This is a genomic window from Vagococcus fluvialis (assembly GCF_003337315.1).
Taxonomy (GTDB): Bacteria; Bacillota; Bacilli; order Lactobacillales; family Vagococcaceae; genus Vagococcus; species Vagococcus fluvialis.
Genome location: NZ_QPJV01000013.1, coordinates 54,239 through 72,559, shown reverse-complemented (window position 1 = coordinate 72,559; position 18,321 = coordinate 54,239). Strand labels below are relative to the sequence as shown.

21 protein-coding genes are annotated in these 18,321 nt (G+C 31.2%); 1 reads left to right on the top strand and 20 read right to left on the bottom strand.

The genetic code is table 11. The features are described 5' to 3' along the window. Positions 1-80: 80 nt before the first annotated feature. Genes DFR54_RS11325 through DFR54_RS11310 form a run of 4 tightly spaced genes read right to left on the bottom strand, consistent with a single transcriptional unit; the run spans position 81 to position 3,523 of the window. Entirely contained in the window at positions 81-725 is a 645-nt protein-coding gene (locus tag DFR54_RS11325; protein WP_114290320.1) for a TIGR01906 family membrane protein, read from the bottom strand. Between the two features lie 2 nt (positions 726-727). Further along, entirely contained in the window at positions 728-1,492 is a 765-nt protein-coding gene (locus tag DFR54_RS11320; RefSeq protein WP_114290319.1) for a TIGR01457 family HAD-type hydrolase, read from the bottom strand. A gap of 11 nt (positions 1,493-1,503) precedes the next feature. Continuing rightward, a complete protein-coding gene (locus tag DFR54_RS11315; RefSeq protein ID WP_167808059.1) occupies positions 1,504-2,142 on the bottom strand; it encodes a YutD family protein in 639 nt (212 codons plus the stop codon). A 16-nt stretch (positions 2,143-2,158) separates the two neighbouring features. After that, positions 2,159-3,523 (bottom strand): bifunctional metallophosphatase/5'-nucleotidase, encoded by a 1,365-nt coding sequence (locus DFR54_RS11310; protein ID WP_114290317.1) that lies wholly within the window; start codon positions 3,521-3,523, stop codon positions 2,159-2,161. A 90-nt stretch (positions 3,524-3,613) separates the two neighbouring features. On the opposite strand from DFR54_RS11310, the gene DFR54_RS11305 reads away from it, so the two are divergent. Further along, on the top strand, positions 3,614-4,093 hold the full coding sequence (locus tag DFR54_RS11305; protein ID WP_114290316.1) for a methylated-DNA--[protein]-cysteine S-methyltransferase: 480 nt from the start codon (positions 3,614-3,616) through the stop codon (positions 4,091-4,093). A gap of 72 nt (positions 4,094-4,165) precedes the next feature. Here DFR54_RS11305 and DFR54_RS11300 read toward each other — a convergent pair whose 3' ends face one another. From DFR54_RS11300 to DFR54_RS11230, 16 genes are all read right to left on the bottom strand, one after another. Next, positions 4,166-4,915, bottom strand: a complete 750-nt coding sequence (locus tag DFR54_RS11300) for a tyrosine-protein phosphatase (RefSeq protein ID WP_114290315.1) — start codon at positions 4,913-4,915, stop codon at positions 4,166-4,168. Between the two features lie 96 nt (positions 4,916-5,011). Beyond that, positions 5,012-5,767 (bottom strand): hypothetical protein, encoded by a 756-nt coding sequence (locus DFR54_RS11295; protein ID WP_114290314.1) that lies wholly within the window; start codon positions 5,765-5,767, stop codon positions 5,012-5,014. Between the two features lie 2 nt (positions 5,768-5,769). Further along, positions 5,770-6,642: an ATP-binding cassette domain-containing protein gene (locus DFR54_RS11290; protein WP_167800238.1), complete on the bottom strand. Its 873-nt coding sequence runs from the start codon at positions 6,640-6,642 to the stop codon at positions 5,770-5,772. Between the two features lie 172 nt (positions 6,643-6,814). Continuing rightward, a complete protein-coding gene (locus DFR54_RS11285; RefSeq protein ID WP_114290312.1) occupies positions 6,815-7,393 on the bottom strand; it encodes a hypothetical protein in 579 nt (192 codons plus the stop codon). Positions 7,394-7,461: 68 nt separating this feature from the next. After that, entirely contained in the window at positions 7,462-7,638 is a 177-nt protein-coding gene (locus DFR54_RS13255) for a hypothetical protein (RefSeq protein WP_167800236.1), read from the bottom strand. Beyond that, on the bottom strand, positions 7,631-8,302 hold the full coding sequence (locus DFR54_RS11280; protein ID WP_167800235.1) for an NAD(P)H-dependent oxidoreductase: 672 nt from the start codon (positions 8,300-8,302) through the stop codon (positions 7,631-7,633). Before DFR54_RS11280 ends, DFR54_RS13255 begins: the two co-directional genes overlap by 8 nt. Before the next feature lie 110 nt (positions 8,303-8,412). Further along, positions 8,413-9,396, bottom strand: a complete 984-nt coding sequence (locus DFR54_RS11275) for a sugar kinase (RefSeq protein ID WP_114290310.1) — start codon at positions 9,394-9,396, stop codon at positions 8,413-8,415. 7 nt (positions 9,397-9,403) lie between these two features. Beyond that, complete coding sequence (gene dagF, locus DFR54_RS11270; RefSeq protein ID WP_114290309.1) at positions 9,404-10,147, bottom strand: 2-dehydro-3-deoxy-phosphogluconate aldolase; 744 nt, start codon at positions 10,145-10,147, stop codon at positions 9,404-9,406. A 1-nt stretch (position 10,148) separates the two neighbouring features. Beyond that, a complete protein-coding gene (locus DFR54_RS11265) occupies positions 10,149-11,249 on the bottom strand; it encodes a DgaE family pyridoxal phosphate-dependent ammonia lyase (RefSeq protein WP_114290308.1) in 1,101 nt (366 codons plus the stop codon). Continuing rightward, positions 11,236-12,357, bottom strand: a complete 1,122-nt coding sequence (locus DFR54_RS11260) for an amidohydrolase/deacetylase family metallohydrolase (RefSeq protein ID WP_114290307.1) — start codon at positions 12,355-12,357, stop codon at positions 11,236-11,238. Before DFR54_RS11260 ends, DFR54_RS11265 begins: the two co-directional genes overlap by 14 nt. A 15-nt stretch (positions 12,358-12,372) precedes the next feature. Next, on the bottom strand, positions 12,373-13,458 hold the full coding sequence (locus DFR54_RS11255; RefSeq protein ID WP_086342531.1) for a DUF871 domain-containing protein: 1,086 nt from the start codon (positions 13,456-13,458) through the stop codon (positions 12,373-12,375). Then, positions 13,451-13,723, bottom strand: coding sequence for a hypothetical protein (locus DFR54_RS11250; RefSeq protein ID WP_114290306.1), 273 nt, complete (start codon positions 13,721-13,723; stop codon positions 13,451-13,453). The genes DFR54_RS11255 and DFR54_RS11250 overlap by 8 nt, the downstream gene beginning before the upstream one ends. A 53-nt stretch (positions 13,724-13,776) precedes the next feature. Beyond that, on the bottom strand, positions 13,777-15,063 hold the full coding sequence (locus DFR54_RS11245) for a PTS sugar transporter subunit IIC (protein WP_114290305.1): 1,287 nt from the start codon (positions 15,061-15,063) through the stop codon (positions 13,777-13,779). Between the two features lie 75 nt (positions 15,064-15,138). Beyond that, positions 15,139-15,834: a GntR family transcriptional regulator gene (locus DFR54_RS11240; RefSeq protein WP_086342528.1), complete on the bottom strand. Its 696-nt coding sequence runs from the start codon at positions 15,832-15,834 to the stop codon at positions 15,139-15,141. A gap of 63 nt (positions 15,835-15,897) precedes the next feature. Further along, positions 15,898-16,788, bottom strand: a complete 891-nt coding sequence (locus DFR54_RS11235) for a beta/alpha barrel domain-containing protein (RefSeq protein WP_114290304.1) — start codon at positions 16,786-16,788, stop codon at positions 15,898-15,900. 68 nt (positions 16,789-16,856) lie between these two features. Further along, entirely contained in the window at positions 16,857-18,197 is a 1,341-nt protein-coding gene (locus DFR54_RS11230; protein WP_114290303.1) for a TrkH family potassium uptake protein, read from the bottom strand. Between the last annotated feature and the right edge of the window lie 124 nt (positions 18,198-18,321).

Sequence of the window (18,321 nt, the reverse complement as noted above, 5' to 3'; positions counted from 1 at the left end):
GCCTTATTAAAATTAAATAACTAAAAAAGATGATAAATCTGAGAGTAATCTCAAGTTTATCATCTTATATATCCGACTCATCAGTCCGATTTGACAAAGAGCCTTTTAAATTGTCTTTTTCCTAAAAATACGATTAAACTAATTAAAAACACAAAAATAACGAAAAATAAAATAAAGCAATGCATAAAATACTCTTCTGGCAAAGCTAATATAATCGGGTCTGTTGTTGGGTCAAATATCCAAGCATCATTATTAAAAAAGACACCATGGAATGTGACAAAAAATGTATCAAAGGCTACTGACATAAAAATTATTAAACTAAACAGACCAACTAATACATAAGAAAATGGACGAATAAATTTCCACAGACTCTTCTCTTTTATTCCCTTATACAAAATCCAAAGACTTGGAAACAGTGTCAAAACTAAAACCACATAATTTAATTGGAATAATCTTTTTACCTCATAAAAATGAAAAGCACCACTTTCAGAAACAGGGAAATCTGTCATTTTCAAAGGATTCACCCAAAATAAATTAAGGTATCTCATTAACTCACTGTAGTTTTTTAGCAACTCTTCTTTTGTCACTGTCAAATAATCTAAAATATTCAATTGCTGAATATCAAATGCGTACAACCATTTTGAATTAATTGTTATCGTAATAGCAACTGTTAATAAAAACAGTAATAAACATATCACTTTAAAAAAATTAGCTACTCTTCCCATTACTAAAAACTCCACTCATCTAAAGAATTAATGACAAAAGTTGGCTTTTTCTTTAAAGTCGGCACAGCCTCTTTAGGTGTAAAACCCGTTAAAACCAGTAGACTATCAATTCCGTTATCTATTCCTGCTAAGATATCTGTTTCATAATTATCACCAACCATTATGACATCATCCTTAGTTAATTTTAAACGTTCTAAGGCTTTCTCCATAATAATTGCGTTTGGTTTTCCAATAACTGTTGCTTTTTGATTCGTAGCTGTTTCAAATAGAGCTAATAAACTTCCAGCTCCAGGAATCAACCCTTCATCTGTTGGTAGATTTTTATCTGGATTGGTCCCTATAAAATGTGCACCGTTACGAATAGCTAGGGTTGCTGTTTTTAATTTTTCGTAGTTGATTTCTCTATCTAAACCAACAACTACATAATCAGGCGTTTTTTCTTCATGAATAAAACCTGACTCTAGGATACCTTTTTTTAGTCCCTCTTCACCTACAATATAAACTTTATTACCTAAGCCTTTTTCTCTCATGTAATCAATCGTTGCTAAAGTTGCTGTATAAATATCAGTTTCATTCACATGAATATCAAATTGGTTAGCTAAACTCAGTTTTACAGCTGAAGGCTCTTTAGTTGTATTATTTGTTACAAAAAGAAAAGGGATTTCTCTTTTTTGTAACTCTTCAACAAAAGTTTTCCCCGCTTTGATGGGTTCGTTACCTAAATATATAGTTCCATCTAAATCAATTAAATAGCCTTTATAACTCACAAAATCTCTCCTTACTCTGATTCTTTTTTACGAATCGTAAATTGATGCTTTTTATTATTGTTACTATTATTTTGTTTGTTATTTGTTTGTTTTACTTTTTTGGTAGGCTGATCATTTTTATTAGGATCCGTGCCTGTATTTTTTTTACTTTTAAAGTTTGGTTTCTTTTTGTTTTTATTTTGTGTATATCGTTTTTCCTCAGTATGAGCTTTTTGCGTTTTAGGTCGATTATTATTTTTCTTTGGACTTGGTCCAGATGACGTACGGCCTCGGCGCTTAAATTCACCTATTTGTTGAATAACAAAATAAGCACAACCAAAATTACAATACTCATAAATATAATCTTCTAAAGTACTGATTTTTGCGTCTATAGGCGCACTCTTGAAATCATCTAAGAAAAATCCTTTTAAACGTAATTGGTCGAATCCCCAATCTCCAACAATGAAGTCGTATTTATCTAAAACATCATTGTATCTCTTAATAGTCGCTTCATAGTCAAATCCATCTCGGTAATTTTTTACTAACTTATACGTTCCTTGCCCTAAAGTAAAACTCTCAGGTGTAAAATTAGCTAATAGGGCTTGGAGCTCCTCATCAATTTCCTCTACCTCAACTTCTTCTTCTACTTGATTAATATTTTTTTCACTCATGTTAACACCTCTACTTTTAATTAACATTCTTTTTGATGTATGATCCTAAAATAGTTCTTAAGAAATCTGAACTAATAATTTCAATTTTCCCAGCTATTTCAAAGGTTGGGAAAAATGGAAGAAATGATAGGTGATCTACAGTTGCTAAAGTGTATTCTTTTTCATCCTGAATTTCTTCTCCACACCAAGTAACTTCTTTTGTATCCTTGTAATAAGCAAGACCATCATAACACATTTTACCAAAAGATTTCCCTCTAAATTTCATACCTACGATTTGAAACTTGTACAGAAACGCTCTGTTTTTTTCAATTTCATAGACAAGCCTTTTCACATCTCTTCCCTTTAATGTTACTCGAATTAAATTCATCGGGTGTGGTAAACATTCGTGGAGATCTTTTTTAGTTACTTCTCCTTCAAATAAGTCAGTTAAGATGATTCCTGTATTTAATAAAGAAACTTCCACACCAACATAGTCTTTAATCGCCTCTAACGTCATATCCATTAAAGTGGTTTCCTTAAACAGTGTCTGAGGTAGAACTCCTACTACATCATTTTTTAGTAAGGTTTCTCCTTCTAATTTATAATTAGCAATTTCCACGATATCTCTTGTCTTCTCCTCAAGGTCATTCGTTTTAATTGTTGTTGCTTTTTTTGATACAAGTTGTTTATTATCAATCTCTAAAATGACTTCTCCAATATATTCACCAAATCTACCAGCTGCTGCTAATAAGCAATCTTGGTACATCATTCCCTTTTCAAACAAATGATGGGTATGTGACTCAATAATGACATCAATCTCTGGAAAATTTTCTACTAATATTTTATCATCTGGTAAGCCTAAGTGAGACATAATAACAATAATATCTGTTTTTTTAGAGAGTTCAGGGATGATGTTCTTTAAACAAGAAATCGGATCTAGTACATTCCAACCAAAAGGTTCATAGGTCAAAGTTATTGGAGACGTTAAACCGACTATTCCGATTCTTGTTCCCTCTTTAGTTGTGAAAATAACTTCTTCTTTTGCCCACTCTGGAAGATTTTGAGTATCCTTGTCCAAAAGGTTAGCTAATAAAACCTGAAAATTAGCATCTTCATAAAGAGCGTTTAATTCTTGTTTACTATTGGTAATTCCTTCATTATTACCAATTGTAGCGTAATCATAATTAATTTGATTCATAATTTCTATATTAAGAAGGCCATTAGTTGCATCTGTTAATGGATGGAATCTATCCATGAAGTCTCCCAAATCAAGAGTTAAATATTCTTGATTATTCTGCTTCAACTTAGTTTGTCTATCTACTAAATACCTTCTGATTTTAGGCCAGTTCTCAAAATGAGAATGTAAGTCATTTGTATGTAGTAGATGTATTGTTTCTTTCATATTTTTCGAACCTTTCATTGTTACCTTAAGTTTAATACTACCATAACTTTTAAAAATCGGATATGATGATGCTATAAGGACGTGATAAAAATGTTTATAACTTTTGGAGCAATTAAATTATGGTTACAGGCTGACGAAATTGGCATTACTCAAATAGATTTTGTAAATGAAAAACCAGAAGAAACACCTCTATCCACTCAACAGTTAACTCACCTCACCTTGGCTAAAGAAGAACTTTCAGCTTACTTTTCAGGTGATTTAGTTGACTTTACCGTTCCTATTCACTTTTTAAAAGGAACTAAATTCCAAAGAAGAGTTTGGGATGCTTTAACTCGTATTCCATACGGAGAAATCAAAAGTTACCAAGACATAGCTGTAATGGCTAATTCCCCTAGAGCTCAACAAGCTGTCGGACAGGCTAATCGAATGAATCCAATTCCTATTATTATCCCTTGTCATCGAGTTATTGGAAAAAACGGAAAACTGGTTGGTTATTCGGGCAACTCCGAAGAAGGATTAAAAACAAAACAATTTTTATTAGACTTAGAGCAAAAAAATAAAGAACTGTGACATAAACATGTCATAGTTCTTTTTCAAACTAAAGAGATGTGACAGAAGTACCTTCTGCCACATCCCTTTGTTTTATGCAATAAAATTACCTTTCATTTCTGTAAAGAAATCTTTTGGCATTCTTAATCCTTCAGTAATGTATTGTTCAAAACCACCAAATTCTTTATCAATAATTTTAAATGAATGTTCTAAATAACGTTTATCAACGTTCATCATCACTAAAACTTCATTTAATTGCTCTTCTGTTAATCCTTTACTTCTTAAATCATTAACAATTAATTGGTTGGCTTCTTTTCTCATTTCATTTGTTTTTAAATAGTCGTCAAAGATTAACTTATCTGATACATTTAAACTTTTTAAAATAATCGCAGCAGCCATTCCGGTACGGTCTTTCCCAGCAAAACAATGGAAAAGGATAGGTGATTTTGGTTTGTTTAAAATCAATTCTAAAAATTGTCGGTAACCTCTTCTAGCTCCATCAGTTAAAACTAATTCTTCATAAAGTTCTAGCATACCAATATCAGCTGTTCTAGCTCCTTTTAGTAAATCCTCAAAACTTGCTCCTTGACCTTTAACATCTTTTAAAATATCAATATTAACATAGTCAACACCTGTTAAAGTATCATCAGGGCGTTCTGTCGTTTCTTTTTCTCCTCGTAAGTCAATAATGGTTTCTAACTTATATTCATTTAAAAGTCGATCCACAGCAGACTGATGAACATTAACAACCTCACCACTTCTTAAAAATAAGTTTGGTTTGACGCGTTTACCATCTTGTGTGGCAATATTTCCTATATCTCTAAAGTTTACTAAAGACTTCATTAACGTAACCCCCTAATATAAAATACGTATCTAATAAAAATAAAGATTACCTTATTATAGCATTCTGCTAAATAAAAAAAAGGACCTAAGTCCTTTTTAAAGTGTAATATTTTTGTAAATCTCTAATCTCTTAATCCATCTACGACTTAATAAATAAGACACAATTGAAATTAAAACAAGTAAGATTAAAGGTATCACTATACTTGGTAAGAAACTTTGTCCTGTTCCAAAAATGAAACCAAAAATCATAATACTAATACCAATCATTGGTTTACTCCAATAAGGTAAACTAAATAAAATACCTAAAATTATAACTGCTAAAACAAATAGCAAAATAATTTGAGTTCTTAGTTTCATACCGTAAGTACCAATTAGAATTAAGTTAGTAAATTGTAATAAAGTAAAAATGGCTAACGTAATGAACAGACAAGTTAACACACTTTTTAAAACTAAATTAGAAGTTAACTGATTAATGTAAACATTTTTTACATTGTTTGCTGATTGATTCTCAGATAACGCAGGAAACAGCTTCATTAACCAAGTGTGACCTTCTATTAATAGACTAGCTACAAAACTAATAACTAATTGCGTAATAGCTGTTCGGCTAATAATACTTTGTCTGCTATAAGAGTGATAGCTATACAATTTAATACCTCTTGATGTAATCACCCATGAAAGTAGGGCTAAATAAACAACAAACACATAAGTAATCGTGTCAAAATCAAAGGTAAGTTTAGTGAATTGTTTAATTGCGATACTACTTGCAAATAAAACAACATATCCAATTAAAAATAGTACTAAACCTTTTAATTGTCTGATTAATTGGGTTTGAATAATTGCTTTTTTGTTCATCCCTATTCTCCCCCTCTATCGCCATAAACATCTTTTGTTAATTGAATAAATAGCTCTTGAAGATTTAATGACTTAATTTCAAGTTGACTATCCTCAATGACTTCGTTTTCTTCTAATTGAACATAAGCTTTAATAATCCCACGTCTATATTCTTGGCCTAAGACGTGTTTTTGTTGTAAGAATTCTCTAACTTCACGCTCTTCACCTTTTACAGAGTAAGCTTTTTTAATTAAAGTTGCTACATCATCATCAATTAAAACTTGACCATCTTCTAAAATAATAACTCTTTCAATGACATCTTCAATCTCATCAATAGCGTGAGTGGATAAAATAATCGTTTTTGGATAACGGTCATAACTTGCTAGTAAATCTTGATACAACGCATGTCTATGATAGGCATCTAAACTAAACGCTGGCTCATCTAGTAATAAATAATCCACATCATTACTAAAAGCTAAACAACTTTTAAATAGTGTTTTTTTCTTTAACGGTAATTTTGAAAAAATATCTTTTTCATCTAAATGATATTTATTTAATAAGTCTAAACAAATCTCTGTTTGAAAATTAGGATAAAAAGCTCCCATACATTTTACGATTTGCTTTAATTTAGCTCTCTTAGGATAAATGTCATCGTGAGTTAAAAAATAAATTTTATTTAACACCTCTTGATCTTCTTCGATATCAATCCCATCGATTTCAATATATCCTTCACTTGGAAATCTTAAATGAGCCAGTAAACGCATTAAAGTCGTTTTTCCTGAATCATTTTGCCCCAATAAGCCATAAATTGTTTTTTCTTGGAAGACTAAATCGATATCATTTAATACCAACAAATCATCAGCTGTTTTAGACATTCCTCGAATTTCTATTGTCATAACTATAATTTCCTTTCTTACTACTCCAACACCTTTATAAATAATCATCATTATCATATTATATAGATGTTACAACTTTATAACACTACCATAACAAAAGACAACAATCAAAGAACAAATTCACTTTTTAAGAAAAATAAAGAGACTGACCTAAATAGCAGTCTCATTTGTTTTAGCCTGGATTAATTTGATTCTCTACATATTCTATTTTAATTCCTTTTGCTAATGCTTTTAGCTCTAAAACTTCTTCTTCAGTTAGTTTTTTCTTACCAAACATTGCCACTGAAAATAAAACATCACCTGTACGTGCCTTATACATCAAAGATTTACCATCCTTAGAAGATTGCAATGCTTCTTCCATATAATTTAAATATTGAACTGGCTCAGCTTCATCCCAAGAAACACCTTCTAGTTCATAAGAATAAATATCCCCGTAGATAGCTTGTTCATTATCAAAAGCATCTATTTGAATATACGTATTCTTATTAGTTTCTGATTCAAACGTTCCCCACAGTTCATCTTGTCCAAACTGTCCATCAGACATGATGTCATAATTAACATTGTTAAAACTCATTTTTGAGCGTCCAACTAAAATATTGTTAATCACATCACTTCTTTTTTTCTCTTTTGTATCAATCACCATACCAACTGGTTCTGATTCAGTTGTTTTTTCTTCTGCTTTTTTATTCTTCGAACAACCTGTTAACATAAAAATAGAAACCATTAACAAAAGAATCCTTGTTTTTTTCATTATCTCACCTATTTTTTCATCTCATTTATTCATTAGTATACTATAAAGGACAGGGAAAATAAAATGGATTACCATTTTTTAGGACTCCAAAGTGTTCCGTCAAGTTCACCTTCTGCTTGCTCAATTCGCTTATATTGTTCTCTAATAATGTATTCTAATTCTTGATAAAAAGCTTTTTCTTCATAGGTTGTTGCTGTCTTTTCTAATTGTTTCGTCTCTCTTAATAACCAGTCCATCTCATTCATCTTCCAGCCTCATCTCTTTAACTAAAACCAGTAAATCATCTAAAGTTTCCCGATTATCCTTCAAACTTTCAAGTACATGATTAATTGACTCTTGATTAGTAGATTTTTCTTTTAAGCTTTCTAAACGACTAACAAACCAATCTTCTTTGTTTTTAAAGTTAGTTTCATTTTGTTTTGTTAGATACATTTGATAGTCTATTAATATTTTTTTCTTATTAACTTCACTTAAATAGGGAAATAAAGCAACAGGAAAAATAGGTAAGTAAGTCATCTGGCATTTATTAGCAAGTGCTTCAAAAGGTCTAAAAATTTCAGATAGCGTAAATTTTTCTGAACGACCAGCAGCAAAATCTTCTTGCGAAAGTCCCATTGTAACCACTAAACCTAGTTCTTTATTTTTCAAACCATTTACAATCAACGAATCATCAAAAACTTCATCTAGCCATCTTTTTAATAAAAACGGTGCACTATACCAGTACATTGGGAATTGAAAAATAATTCGGTCAGCTTCTTTAAGTAACTCTTTTTCTTCTCTTTTATCTATCTTTTCTTCATCTAAATAGCGAATACTAACATCCTTTAAATTCTTCGTACTTGCAATTAAAAATTGTTGCGTATTTGAATCTTCATACTCTGGATGAGCTAATACAATTAGTGTTTTCAAATCTTTCACTCCATTCTAGAATATCATAACAATTTTTAAGTTATTTTTACAAAAACATGCTTAAAAAGCAATAACTGTTTCAAATGAATGAAAAGTTATTGCTTTAAAATTTAACGATATACCTTTGCAAAAGGATCTTTCATATATAAACGTACAAAAGATTCATCTAATACGGGACTATCCCCAAAGGTTGTATGAGATAACTCAGCACAACTTATAGCAAATTCCACTGTATCTTGCAAGGTCCAGTTATTTATGAAACCAAGTAAAATACCTGCAGCATAGGCATCTCCTGTACCAATTCTGTCATAGATAGTTAATTCTTTGACTTGGCTTATCACCTTAGTATCTTTTTGATAAATAACTCCTTGTAACGTGTCATTTTCGCCTCTAACAGTGCCTGAAAACCATTCAATACTTGGAAATTCTTCAAATAATTCAGCTACTAATTCCTCACTAGTTTGATTATCTAACTCAAAAACATTACTAATATCACGTGGACTTCCAAATACCATAAAGGAATGACTTAAAATATATTTATAATCATTTAAAAGTCTGTTGTGATCTGTGTCTTGATTTAAACTCGGGCGGTAATTAAAATCAAAAATAATCTTTTTATTTAATTCACTAGCGATTTTAACAGTTTCTAACATTAATTCTCTTGACACACTCGATGTACTTAAAGCAATGCCACAAACATGAATTAAATCATGATTTAAAATACTTTCTCTGAGTAACTCTCTTGGTATTTCCTCCTGGCAAAAGGAACTAGCTTCACGGTTTAAGTAAGTTACCTGGGAAGCTCGATTTCCATAACCAAGTTCTAAAAAGTAAGTACCAATATGATTACCAGAAAAATGAAGCCACTGATCATTAACACCTAATTTTCTAATAAAAGAAGCAGCTGCTTTACCTACTGCATTATTAGGTAAACCTGTTAATAAACTAGTTTGAGCATTGTTTCTAGACAGCCCACTTAAAATATTTAAGCCAGTACCAGAAAAAGATAAGTCAACTGTTGTCGTTTGCTCAATCAATTTATAGTTTGGAGGTGTTAAGCGCATCATCACTTCTCCAATAGCTAAAATCTTCATAATATCCCTACTTGTCTAAAATTTTCTTAATTGTATTATACAATACTTTAACATCTTCTGGACGAGTATCTCCTGTTTCTGAATCAATAATAGAACTATACACATGAGGGATAATTTTTTTAACGCCAGCATCAACTGCGATTTGAACAATTTCTTCAAAGTTTTCTAAATCAATGCCACCAGTTGGCTCTAAAGCAAAGCCTAATTCAGCACATTTTTTTGCTAATTCACGGTACTCTTCAATATGTTTTAATCCATCCATTGAGAAGAATTTAACTGATGAAGCTCCCATATCTTTTAACATCATAATAGCAGTTTCAATACTTACTTCTCCTGCTTCACGTTTAGAGCTTAATGGACCTGTTGCAATATTAACTAGACCAACTTTTCCAGTTGGAGAAATTAAAGCATTCACAAATGTTTCCTCTTGTTTTAAAGTTGAACGAGTCCCACCAACACCAGTAAAGACTTGGTTGACGTGTTGTGGTTGTAAAACTTCAGACAGGCGGATAACCATTTGACTTTGGTTAGGGTCTCCTGCACCTAAACCAACAGAAAGTGCATTATCTGTTGCTTCTTGGTATTTTTTCATATCTTCAATAGCCGCTTCATCTGTTTCATAATTTTTTGATAATACCCCTAAAACAATATTACCTTCTGCAGCGTCATAACAAGCTTTTGCATTTTCTACTGAGTTAGCTAAAACATTTAAACAAATTCTGTCTTGGTAAAAATTAGGTGTTTTTTTCATATTAATCTTCTCCTAAAATAATCATTAATTTTTTTACAATTTCATTCATTTCATCAGTTGTTACTTGTCTAATATCAAATTCAATTTTGCCATTGTTTGCTTGATAATCTCTTGTATAAATAGCTAAAGGACCTACTTTTAAGTCTTTAACAACTTCTAATGCTGTTTTTTCTTTGTGGTCAATTTTAATTTCAGCTCGGAATATATCTCTTCCAGCAGGATCTTGAACAACTTGAGAAGTTAAACCATTTATTTTGTTTAACTGACTAACAAAAGGTGCTAATCTTTCCTTCATGGAATCTCCTGATTCAGAACCATCTGAAAGATAACTCTCAATAGCAGCTACTAAACCTAAAATATTATCTTTTCCAACTTTCATCGAACGGCCTAAACCTTTATTTTGAAGTTGAATCCATCTAATATATTCTTTTTTTCCTACAACTAGGCCTGAAGATGGTCCTTCAATGGCCTTACCACCACTATAAACTACTAAATCTGCACCTGCTTCAATGTATTTAAACAAATCCTCTTCAGCAGCTGCATCAATAATTAAAGGCAAATCATATTTTTTAGCAATAGCTACCATCTCTTCAATAGAGAGCATACTTTTTTGAACGGTATGATGACTCTTAATGTAAAGTAAAGCTGCTGTTTTTTCAGTTATTTCAATTTCAATTTGTTTAGGTGTACATTCATTAGCAAATCCTGCCTCAATAACCTTACCACCACCTTGTTCTACCATAACGTCAACACCAGTTCCATAGTTAACATTATGTCCTTTAGGCATGATAATATCTCGTTTAGTCATTCGATCCGTATAAGGATGATATAAATGATACTCATCCCCTTGACCAATAAGCGCAGCTACTGATAACGCAATTCCAGCACTAGCTGATGACGTAATAGTTGCTGATTCAGATTTTAATAATTTAGCCAAATAATCGCCAGTTTTTTCAAGTAAATCTGACATTTCAAAAAAATTTTCGCCACCAATTTGTTGTGCTTCAAAAACAGATGGTCTAACTTTTGAAACACCTAAAATAGTCATTTTTCCACTCGCATTAATAACTTTATTTAAGCCGTATTTTTCATAAACTTCCATGAGTGCCTCCTACTTGATACACATTTCCAGCAACAACACAACTTGTTGGATTTAAAATTTCAGCAACTGTTAATTCATTTTGATTTGAATCAATTAACGTTTTTGTTCTATTTTCAACTGAAAAAATAGTTAAATCTGCGTCCATTCCTACTTCTAATTTACCTTTAGTCGTTAAATTAAAAACCTCTGCTGGATTTGTTGTCACCATTTCTATCACTTTTTCTAAAGTAAAGCCTAAGCTTAACATTTTTTCAAGAGTCGTTGATAAATCATAAACAGGTCCACTTTCACGGTTTCGATGATAAATGTCTGTACTAATTGTTTGGCAGAACAAACCTTCTTTAACTGCTTCTTTAGCAACATTAAAATTAAAACTATCTGTTCCATGACCAATATCAAATATGATTCCTCTGTTATAGGCATCCCAAACAAAGTCTTTAACATTACCAGATTCATCTAAAATACCATTTAATTTTCCATTGTAGCAATGAGTCACAATATCTCCTGAATCTAATCTTTCAAGTATTTCATCAAGTTTTGGTGGGGCAGAACCAATGTGAACCATTAAAGGTAAACGCTCAAATTTACTTTGTAGTTTTTTAGCCATCTCTAGTGGAATAATATTATTCTCACCAACTACAGTTTTACTCATACGAGCTTTAATACCTATAATAAAATCTGACAGCTCATTAATACGAGCAATATTATTTGCTTCGTTAATTTTTTCTAAATCAGCTAATTCATCTTGCTCAACAATTCCAAACTTTGAAATATTCATTAAAGCAAAAATATTTGTTTTAGCCTTTTTAGCTAACTCATAAAATTCAGTAATATTATGTTCTCCAGATGAACCTGCATCAATCACAGATGTCACACCTGTTTTAACACCAATTTCATCAGGATAATCATAATAAAGATTCATTTTCTCATAACAATGAACATGGGAATCAATCCAACCAGCTGAAATAAATTGTCCCTTAACATCTAATATTTCTTTTGCTGTACTTAAAACTTCTTGACCAACTTCTACAATTTTGCTATTTTTTATTCCAATTTCAAGAGGTTCATTTGCTACTGATTTTCCATTAATTATTTTTAAATCTAACATGATAACTTAACCTCCCTACTTTACTTGAAATGAAAATTTGCTCCATGGTTTAACATAATCAAGTAAAATCAATTCTTCAGAACTAATTTTACCAACTAAGTTTTTACGGTTATCTGTATGTTCTTGTAAAACAATTTGGAGTTCATTTTGATATTTACCAAAATTTTCATTTCCAATCACAACGTCACCTGGATAAAAAGTGATTTCATTGTCATGCGCTTTATTGACTTCTTTATATTTTTTACGTACTTCTGTTGACCTAATCATTCTCTCTGTAATATCCCCACGTCTAACGTGTTGATTCTCTAATACATTACGTTTCTCAACTTCATTTATATTATCTACTAAATCAATATTAAATGATACTTGATATTTATTTACTTCACCTAAGGCTTTAAGTTCCGCATCAGATGCATAGGCATTTCCAATAATCACATCATCAATTAATCCTGTAGCAAATAAGTGTTTTGCTTGTGTTTCAACAGGTAAATAACGATGCATCTCTAGAGTAGGTAAGCCATCATTAATATCCCAAGGTCCGTAGTTTGCTGTTTGAGACGTTACAAAAGCAGCTGTTCTAATGCCTTCTTTTTTAAAACGTGTTGAACAACTATTAAAGAAGTCTAATGGCAAAGCACTTCCATCTTGAGGATAAAAATTATGACAGCCATAAATAAATGGTTTATTCGCTTCATAAGTTAATATATTATTTAAATAAGCAACATCATTACTCATATTTAATTCAATAATTAAGCCAAAAGGATTGTATGATAATAAGGCTTCTTTGTTACCATCAAAACCTAAATCAAGTCTTAAACCATCTGCTCCTAGCTCATGGAAAAAGGTTAAATCATCATATGAAATGTCAAGTTGATCAAAAATGACTGGAGCAATATCTAAAATAACTTCAAAATTTCTGATTTTTGCTTCTTTAATAATTTTGAAAAATTTATTAAAAACAACTTCTTTTCCTTCTGAGACTTCAAGCATTGACATAAACACACGCTCAAATCCATGTCCTTTTGCTTTTTCTAAATAAGCTACATCTTGGTCAAAATCACTATGATCTGGATAAATTGAAACTCCTAAACGTCTAAACATGTTCTTTCCCACTTTCCATTTCCTTAAATTTTTCTCTGTACTTCCATGAAATTACTGATGCAAAAAATAACGTTATCACAACTGGTATTAAGACAATCTTAGTTAAAACTGCCAAAATTAAGCTAACACTTATTCCTAGAATACTAATTAAAATAATCCCTAATAATTTCTGTTCTTGTAAAATTTTTGGTATTTTCTTTTTTTCTATCAAAATTTGAGAGCCAAAAAAGGTGATGAATGCTACAATTGCTACTAAATATGTCATACGCCAAAAGGCAAGTAACTTTTCCCATTACTCACCTTTTCCACCTCCTAAAATTATTGGTTTAATTCTTTTTCCATTTGTTGTTTTTCGAAAACTTTGAAGAATGGGTAATAAATTACCAATGTAATAACAAAGTTAATCACAACTAAGACTCCCGCCATAATACTCCAATCTGTACTCATCCAAGCAGCAATTGGTGAAATCATTGAGAATGGCAACCTAAGAGCCATCATAGGTACAACATCTGTAATTGTTAAGAAGTAAGATAGAGTTGTTGTTACCATTGGCGCTAAAATAAATGGAATTCCTAAAATTGGATTCATTACAATTGGAGCACCAAAAATGATTGGTTCGTTAATATTAAATAAACCAGGTAGGAAAGATAATTTTCCTAAACTTTTTAGGTAAGATGATTTAGAAGTTAAGAATAAAACAACTAATGCTAGTGTTCCACCTGCTCCACCAATCCATACAAACCATTGTAAAAATTGTTCTGTAAATATATTTGGTAAATTAGTTGCTGCTACACCGTTTGCAAAAGCATCAGCATTCTCAGCAATTGAAATATCCCAGAATGGACGGATAACTGGTCCCATAATAGCTGGTCCATGAATACCTAATACCCAGAAAAATGTAATTAAAAATACAGTTAATAATCCACCAAACAGGCTATTTCCTGCTAAAATACCTTTCATCGGCATTAATAGATTACTTAAAACAGTGTTAATATCAAAGTGTAATAAATACTTAACTCCCCAGAAGAACAAAATAATGACAGCAGCTGGGAATAAGGCGATGAAAGAGTTTGAGACTTCAGGAGGTACACCTTCTGGCATCTTAACTGTAATTTTCTTCTCTTTCATAAAGCGGTAAATTTCTACTGATAAAATGGCTGTTACAATTGATCCGAATAATGAAGCTGAACTAAGATTAGCGATATTCATCCATCTTCCAGCTGTAATCACATTATCCACATCTTCCATTACTCTAACTGGTTGAACAGATGTAATAATAAATGCCATTGTTGCTAACATCCCACTTGTTAAACCATCTAGCTTGTAACTTTCAGCTAAAGAATAAGCAATCCCAAATGTTGCATATAAAGCTAAAATTCCTACTGTAAATCTAAAAGGTATATCTAAAATTGGTAGATACGGTGCCATTTTAGCTGCAACCGAATCAATTGGAATATTTAATAAAATAGTAAAAAACGATCCAACAATTGTTAATGGTAAAGTAGCAATTATCCCTTTTCTAATAGCTACCATGTGTCTTTGAGAACCGATTCTTCCAGCTACTGGAGAAACTTTCTCTTCTAAAAAACTAACTAATTTATTCATTTTTTATAAACCCCTTTCTCACTCAAGATTATAACGTTATAATCTTTAAAAGTAAAGAAGAATTTTCACTCTTCTTTAAACTTCGTAATCAATGATATAAGGTTGTTTATCTGAATCATAAAAGGCAACTGTATACTCAACTAACTGGTTATCTTTATCGAAAGATTGTCTAACTCGTTTTAAAACAAATTCTTTTGATAACTCTAATCTGTTTTTGACTTCCTCTGTAGCCTCTACTGCAGAAAATTGATCATCGATATAAGAAATTTGTGTCCCTATAGAAGCCATAAATGCGTAAAGAGAAAAATTTTCTGTTTGGATACTGTTTAAATCACTATTTTTAGGAACGGAAATATAATGTTTAAAGAAAATTGCAGGCTCTTCTTTAATTTCAAAAAGCCTTGTTATTTCTATAACACGATCATGTTTAAACGTCATATCTGTTACTAAGTCAGTTTCTTCAACTGATAGAATTGATTTTGTCACAACATTTCCTTGTTTTTCTAAAACCGTTGTAAATGAGCTGGCTTTAGATAAAATGTTAAAGGGTCTATTGCTAATAACTTCAGTTCCTTTTCCACTTTGTTTAACTAAATAGCCCTCATTACAAAGAATCTGAATAGCTTTTCTGACAGTAATTTTACTAACATCAAACATTTTTTCTAATTCTATTTCAGTTGGTACATAGGTATTTAAAGGGTATTTCCCTTCAATAATATCTTTTTTTATGGAATCAGAAACTTCCTGATATAAAATCTTTTTATTTTTCATAAAAGAGGTTCACCTTTTCTTTTTTATTTTGTAAACCTAACTTATGAAAATCAGATTTACCTGTTACTTGATCGAGGCATCAAAAATCGCTTGAATACTTTCTTTTAAAATCATGTCAAATTCGAAATCAGTTTCTTGATACATTAATCCTTCTTCTAACGCTCTAGAAAAACTTGCAATCATCCCATGATTTTGACTTAATTTTTTATCTGCTTCTGTTTTTTTATAACCACTTGAAGCTGCTAAAACACGAACCACATTTGGATGCTCTACCACTTCTTTATAAAAATCTGGAACATTTGGCAATGAAAATTCTAGAATAACTTTTGCATTAGGGTCTAATTTATTTAATTCTTCTAATAACTCTCTTTTTAATATTTCTTCAGATTTAGCTTTTTCCATACTATGGATATCAACTTCCATTTCAAGTATTGGGACTAAACCATGCTCTAAAATAATTTTTGCAATATCAAACTGTTGTCGAATGACATCCTTAATTCCCTCTTCATTAGGACTTAAAATAAGAGAGCGCATCTTTGTTCCAAATAAATGATGTGCTTTGGCTTCAGCTATTTTTTCTTCAAAATCTGCGATTGGTTTTAATAGTTGGACACCACTACCTAATACATCTAGACCGTCATCAATTTTTAAGAATGATAGTATCCCTTTTTCATTCCACAAATACTCTCCAATAAACTGTCCACTTATTTTTCTTTCAATTGTATCAACAAATAAAATTGTTCCAATAATATGTTCTGAAGAAAAATCTCCGCTAATAATAATTCTACTGCGCATGTCATGAATTAAATCAAGCATTTCTTCTTTTGTATGATACGTATCATCTGGAATACCATATGCTCTAAGGGCAGCTGGTGTACTACTTAGACTTTGATCCAGTGCTGCGACAAATCCAGGTTTTTCCGACATTAATTTTAACTGTTCTTCATTAATCATACAAATCTCTCCTTCATTCCATCTATCTATATTATAATATATATTCTCCGATTTTTTAAGCTTTTACTTTATCCTACGTAAACATTCTCAGAGGCATAATTAAATTTATGTTGTTTAGCATTATTACGTCTAAGTAATGCAAAAACAACTGTATAGAGTCCTACGCGCCCGATAAACATCAAACTCATAATTAAGAGTTTTCCAAAGACTGTTAAATCTGGTGTTAAGCCCATTGTTAGTCCTACTGTAGCAAAGGCTGATACGACTTCAAATAAGACATACTCTATTCCAGATTGTAGAGGAATTGTTTCAGTCATTGCTAAAATAACTGAGCTAACTAAACAAATTAACATAGCAAAAAAAGCAAACATAAATGCTTTCATCACTGTTTTTAACGGAATTTGGCGACCGAATCCTTCTGCTGCTTCTCTTCCTTTGAGTAAACTAAAAAGCTGAATCATAAGAACCCCTAGTGTGGTTGTTTTAATCCCACCAGCAGTTGAACCAGAAGTTCCCCCAATAAACATTAATACAATCGTTAAAATAATGCCTGCATAACTCATTGTGCCGTAGTCTAATGAAGCAAAACCAGCAGTTCTAGGCGTGATACTTAAAAAGAAGCTATTGGCTAGTTGATTTAGAATTGGACTTGATTGATTATTATCAGTTAAGAAAAAGATAACTGTTCCTAAAACTACAAGCGATAAGGACACTGTTAGAGCTATTTTTGTATGCAGAGATAATTTTCTGTGCTTACTGTAATGAATTAAGTCATACCACACAATAAAACCAAATCCCCCTGAAAGAATTAATAACGCAATCACAACTAAAATAAAGCCATTATCTGTATAGCTCATTAAACTATTGCCAAACAAATCAAAACCAGCATTACAAAAAGCTGAAATCGAATGGAAAACACTAAAGAAAATTCCTTTCTTTAAGCCATATGACGGAATGAATTCTGTAGCAAGTAAAAGCGCTCCTATTAATTGAATCGTTAAAGAAAATTTAACTACAAATTTGAGTAACTTAACTGAGCCACCTAAATTATCTAGATTCAACGTGTCTTTAATTAATAATCTTGATTGGATAGACACACGCTTTTTAAACATTAAAGCTAATATGAGTAAGACAGACATGAAGCCTAGTCCTCCGACTTCAATTAAAAGCATCATAATGGTGTGGCCAATTGGATTTAGAACTTCTGAAATATTGATTGGTGTTAGACCTGTTACACAAACCGCTGATGTTGCTACAAATAAAGCGTCTATGTAAGGTAGACTTTGTCCTTTTTGATGACTAAAGGGTAACCATAATAAAATGGATCCTAAAAAAATGATGCCAAGAAAAATAATGACAATTAATTGGACATTACTTATTCTAAAGTTTTTACTAGTTATTTTTTTCATTTATTATTCCTCTTGTTTTTTATATGTACTTGGTTCATTTTACCGTTGATTCACAAGGACTTCAACTATTCTTTGTGACAAATAAATAGAAGCTAACCTTTTTCAGATTAGCTTCTATTTTAAA

Coding starts and splice junctions, on each gene's coding strand:
- DFR54_RS11305 (WP_114290316.1), top strand. CDS start 3,614: ATGTTTATAACTTTTGGAGCAATTAAATTATGGTTACAGGCTGACGAA.
- DFR54_RS11285 (WP_114290312.1), bottom strand. CDS start 7,393: ATGAAAAAAACAAGGATTCTTTTGTTAATGGTTTCTATTTTTATGTTA.
- DFR54_RS11245 (WP_114290305.1), bottom strand. CDS start 15,063: ATGAATAAATTAGTTAGTTTTTTAGAAGAGAAAGTTTCTCCAGTAGCT.
- DFR54_RS13255 (WP_167800236.1), bottom strand. CDS start 7,638: ATGAATGAGATGGACTGGTTATTAAGAGAGACGAAACAATTAGAAAAG.
- DFR54_RS11290 (WP_167800238.1), bottom strand. CDS start 6,642: ATGACAATAGAAATTCGAGGAATGTCTAAAACAGCTGATGATTTGTTG.
- dagF (WP_114290309.1), bottom strand. CDS start 10,147: ATGAAAAAAACACCTAATTTTTACCAAGACAGAATTTGTTTAAATGTT.
- DFR54_RS11310 (WP_114290317.1), bottom strand. CDS start 3,523: ATGAAAGAAACAATACATCTACTACATACAAATGACTTACATTCTCAT.
- DFR54_RS11255 (WP_086342531.1), bottom strand. CDS start 13,458: ATGTTTAGACGTTTAGGAGTTTCAATTTATCCAGATCATAGTGATTTT.
- DFR54_RS11230 (WP_114290303.1), bottom strand. CDS start 18,197: ATGAAAAAAATAACTAGTAAAAACTTTAGAATAAGTAATGTCCAATTA.
- DFR54_RS11260 (WP_114290307.1), bottom strand. CDS start 12,357: ATGTTAGATTTAAAAATAATTAATGGAAAATCAGTAGCAAATGAACCT.
- DFR54_RS11315 (WP_167808059.1), bottom strand. CDS start 2,142: ATGAGTGAAAAAAATATTAATCAAGTAGAAGAAGAAGTTGAGGTAGAG.
- DFR54_RS11295 (WP_114290314.1), bottom strand. CDS start 5,767: ATGAACAAAAAAGCAATTATTCAAACCCAATTAATCAGACAATTAAAA.
- DFR54_RS11250 (WP_114290306.1), bottom strand. CDS start 13,723: ATGACATATTTAGTAGCAATTGTAGCATTCATCACCTTTTTTGGCTCT.
- DFR54_RS11325 (WP_114290320.1), bottom strand. CDS start 725: ATGGGAAGAGTAGCTAATTTTTTTAAAGTGATATGTTTATTACTGTTT.
- DFR54_RS11300 (WP_114290315.1), bottom strand. CDS start 4,915: ATGAAGTCTTTAGTAAACTTTAGAGATATAGGAAATATTGCCACACAA.
- DFR54_RS11275 (WP_114290310.1), bottom strand. CDS start 9,396: ATGAAGATTTTAGCTATTGGAGAAGTGATGATGCGCTTAACACCTCCA.
- DFR54_RS11235 (WP_114290304.1), bottom strand. CDS start 16,788: ATGATTAATGAAGAACAGTTAAAATTAATGTCGGAAAAACCTGGATTT.
- DFR54_RS11265 (WP_114290308.1), bottom strand. CDS start 11,249: ATGGAAGTTTATGAAAAATACGGCTTAAATAAAGTTATTAATGCGAGT.
- DFR54_RS11240 (WP_086342528.1), bottom strand. CDS start 15,834: ATGAAAAATAAAAAGATTTTATATCAGGAAGTTTCTGATTCCATAAAA.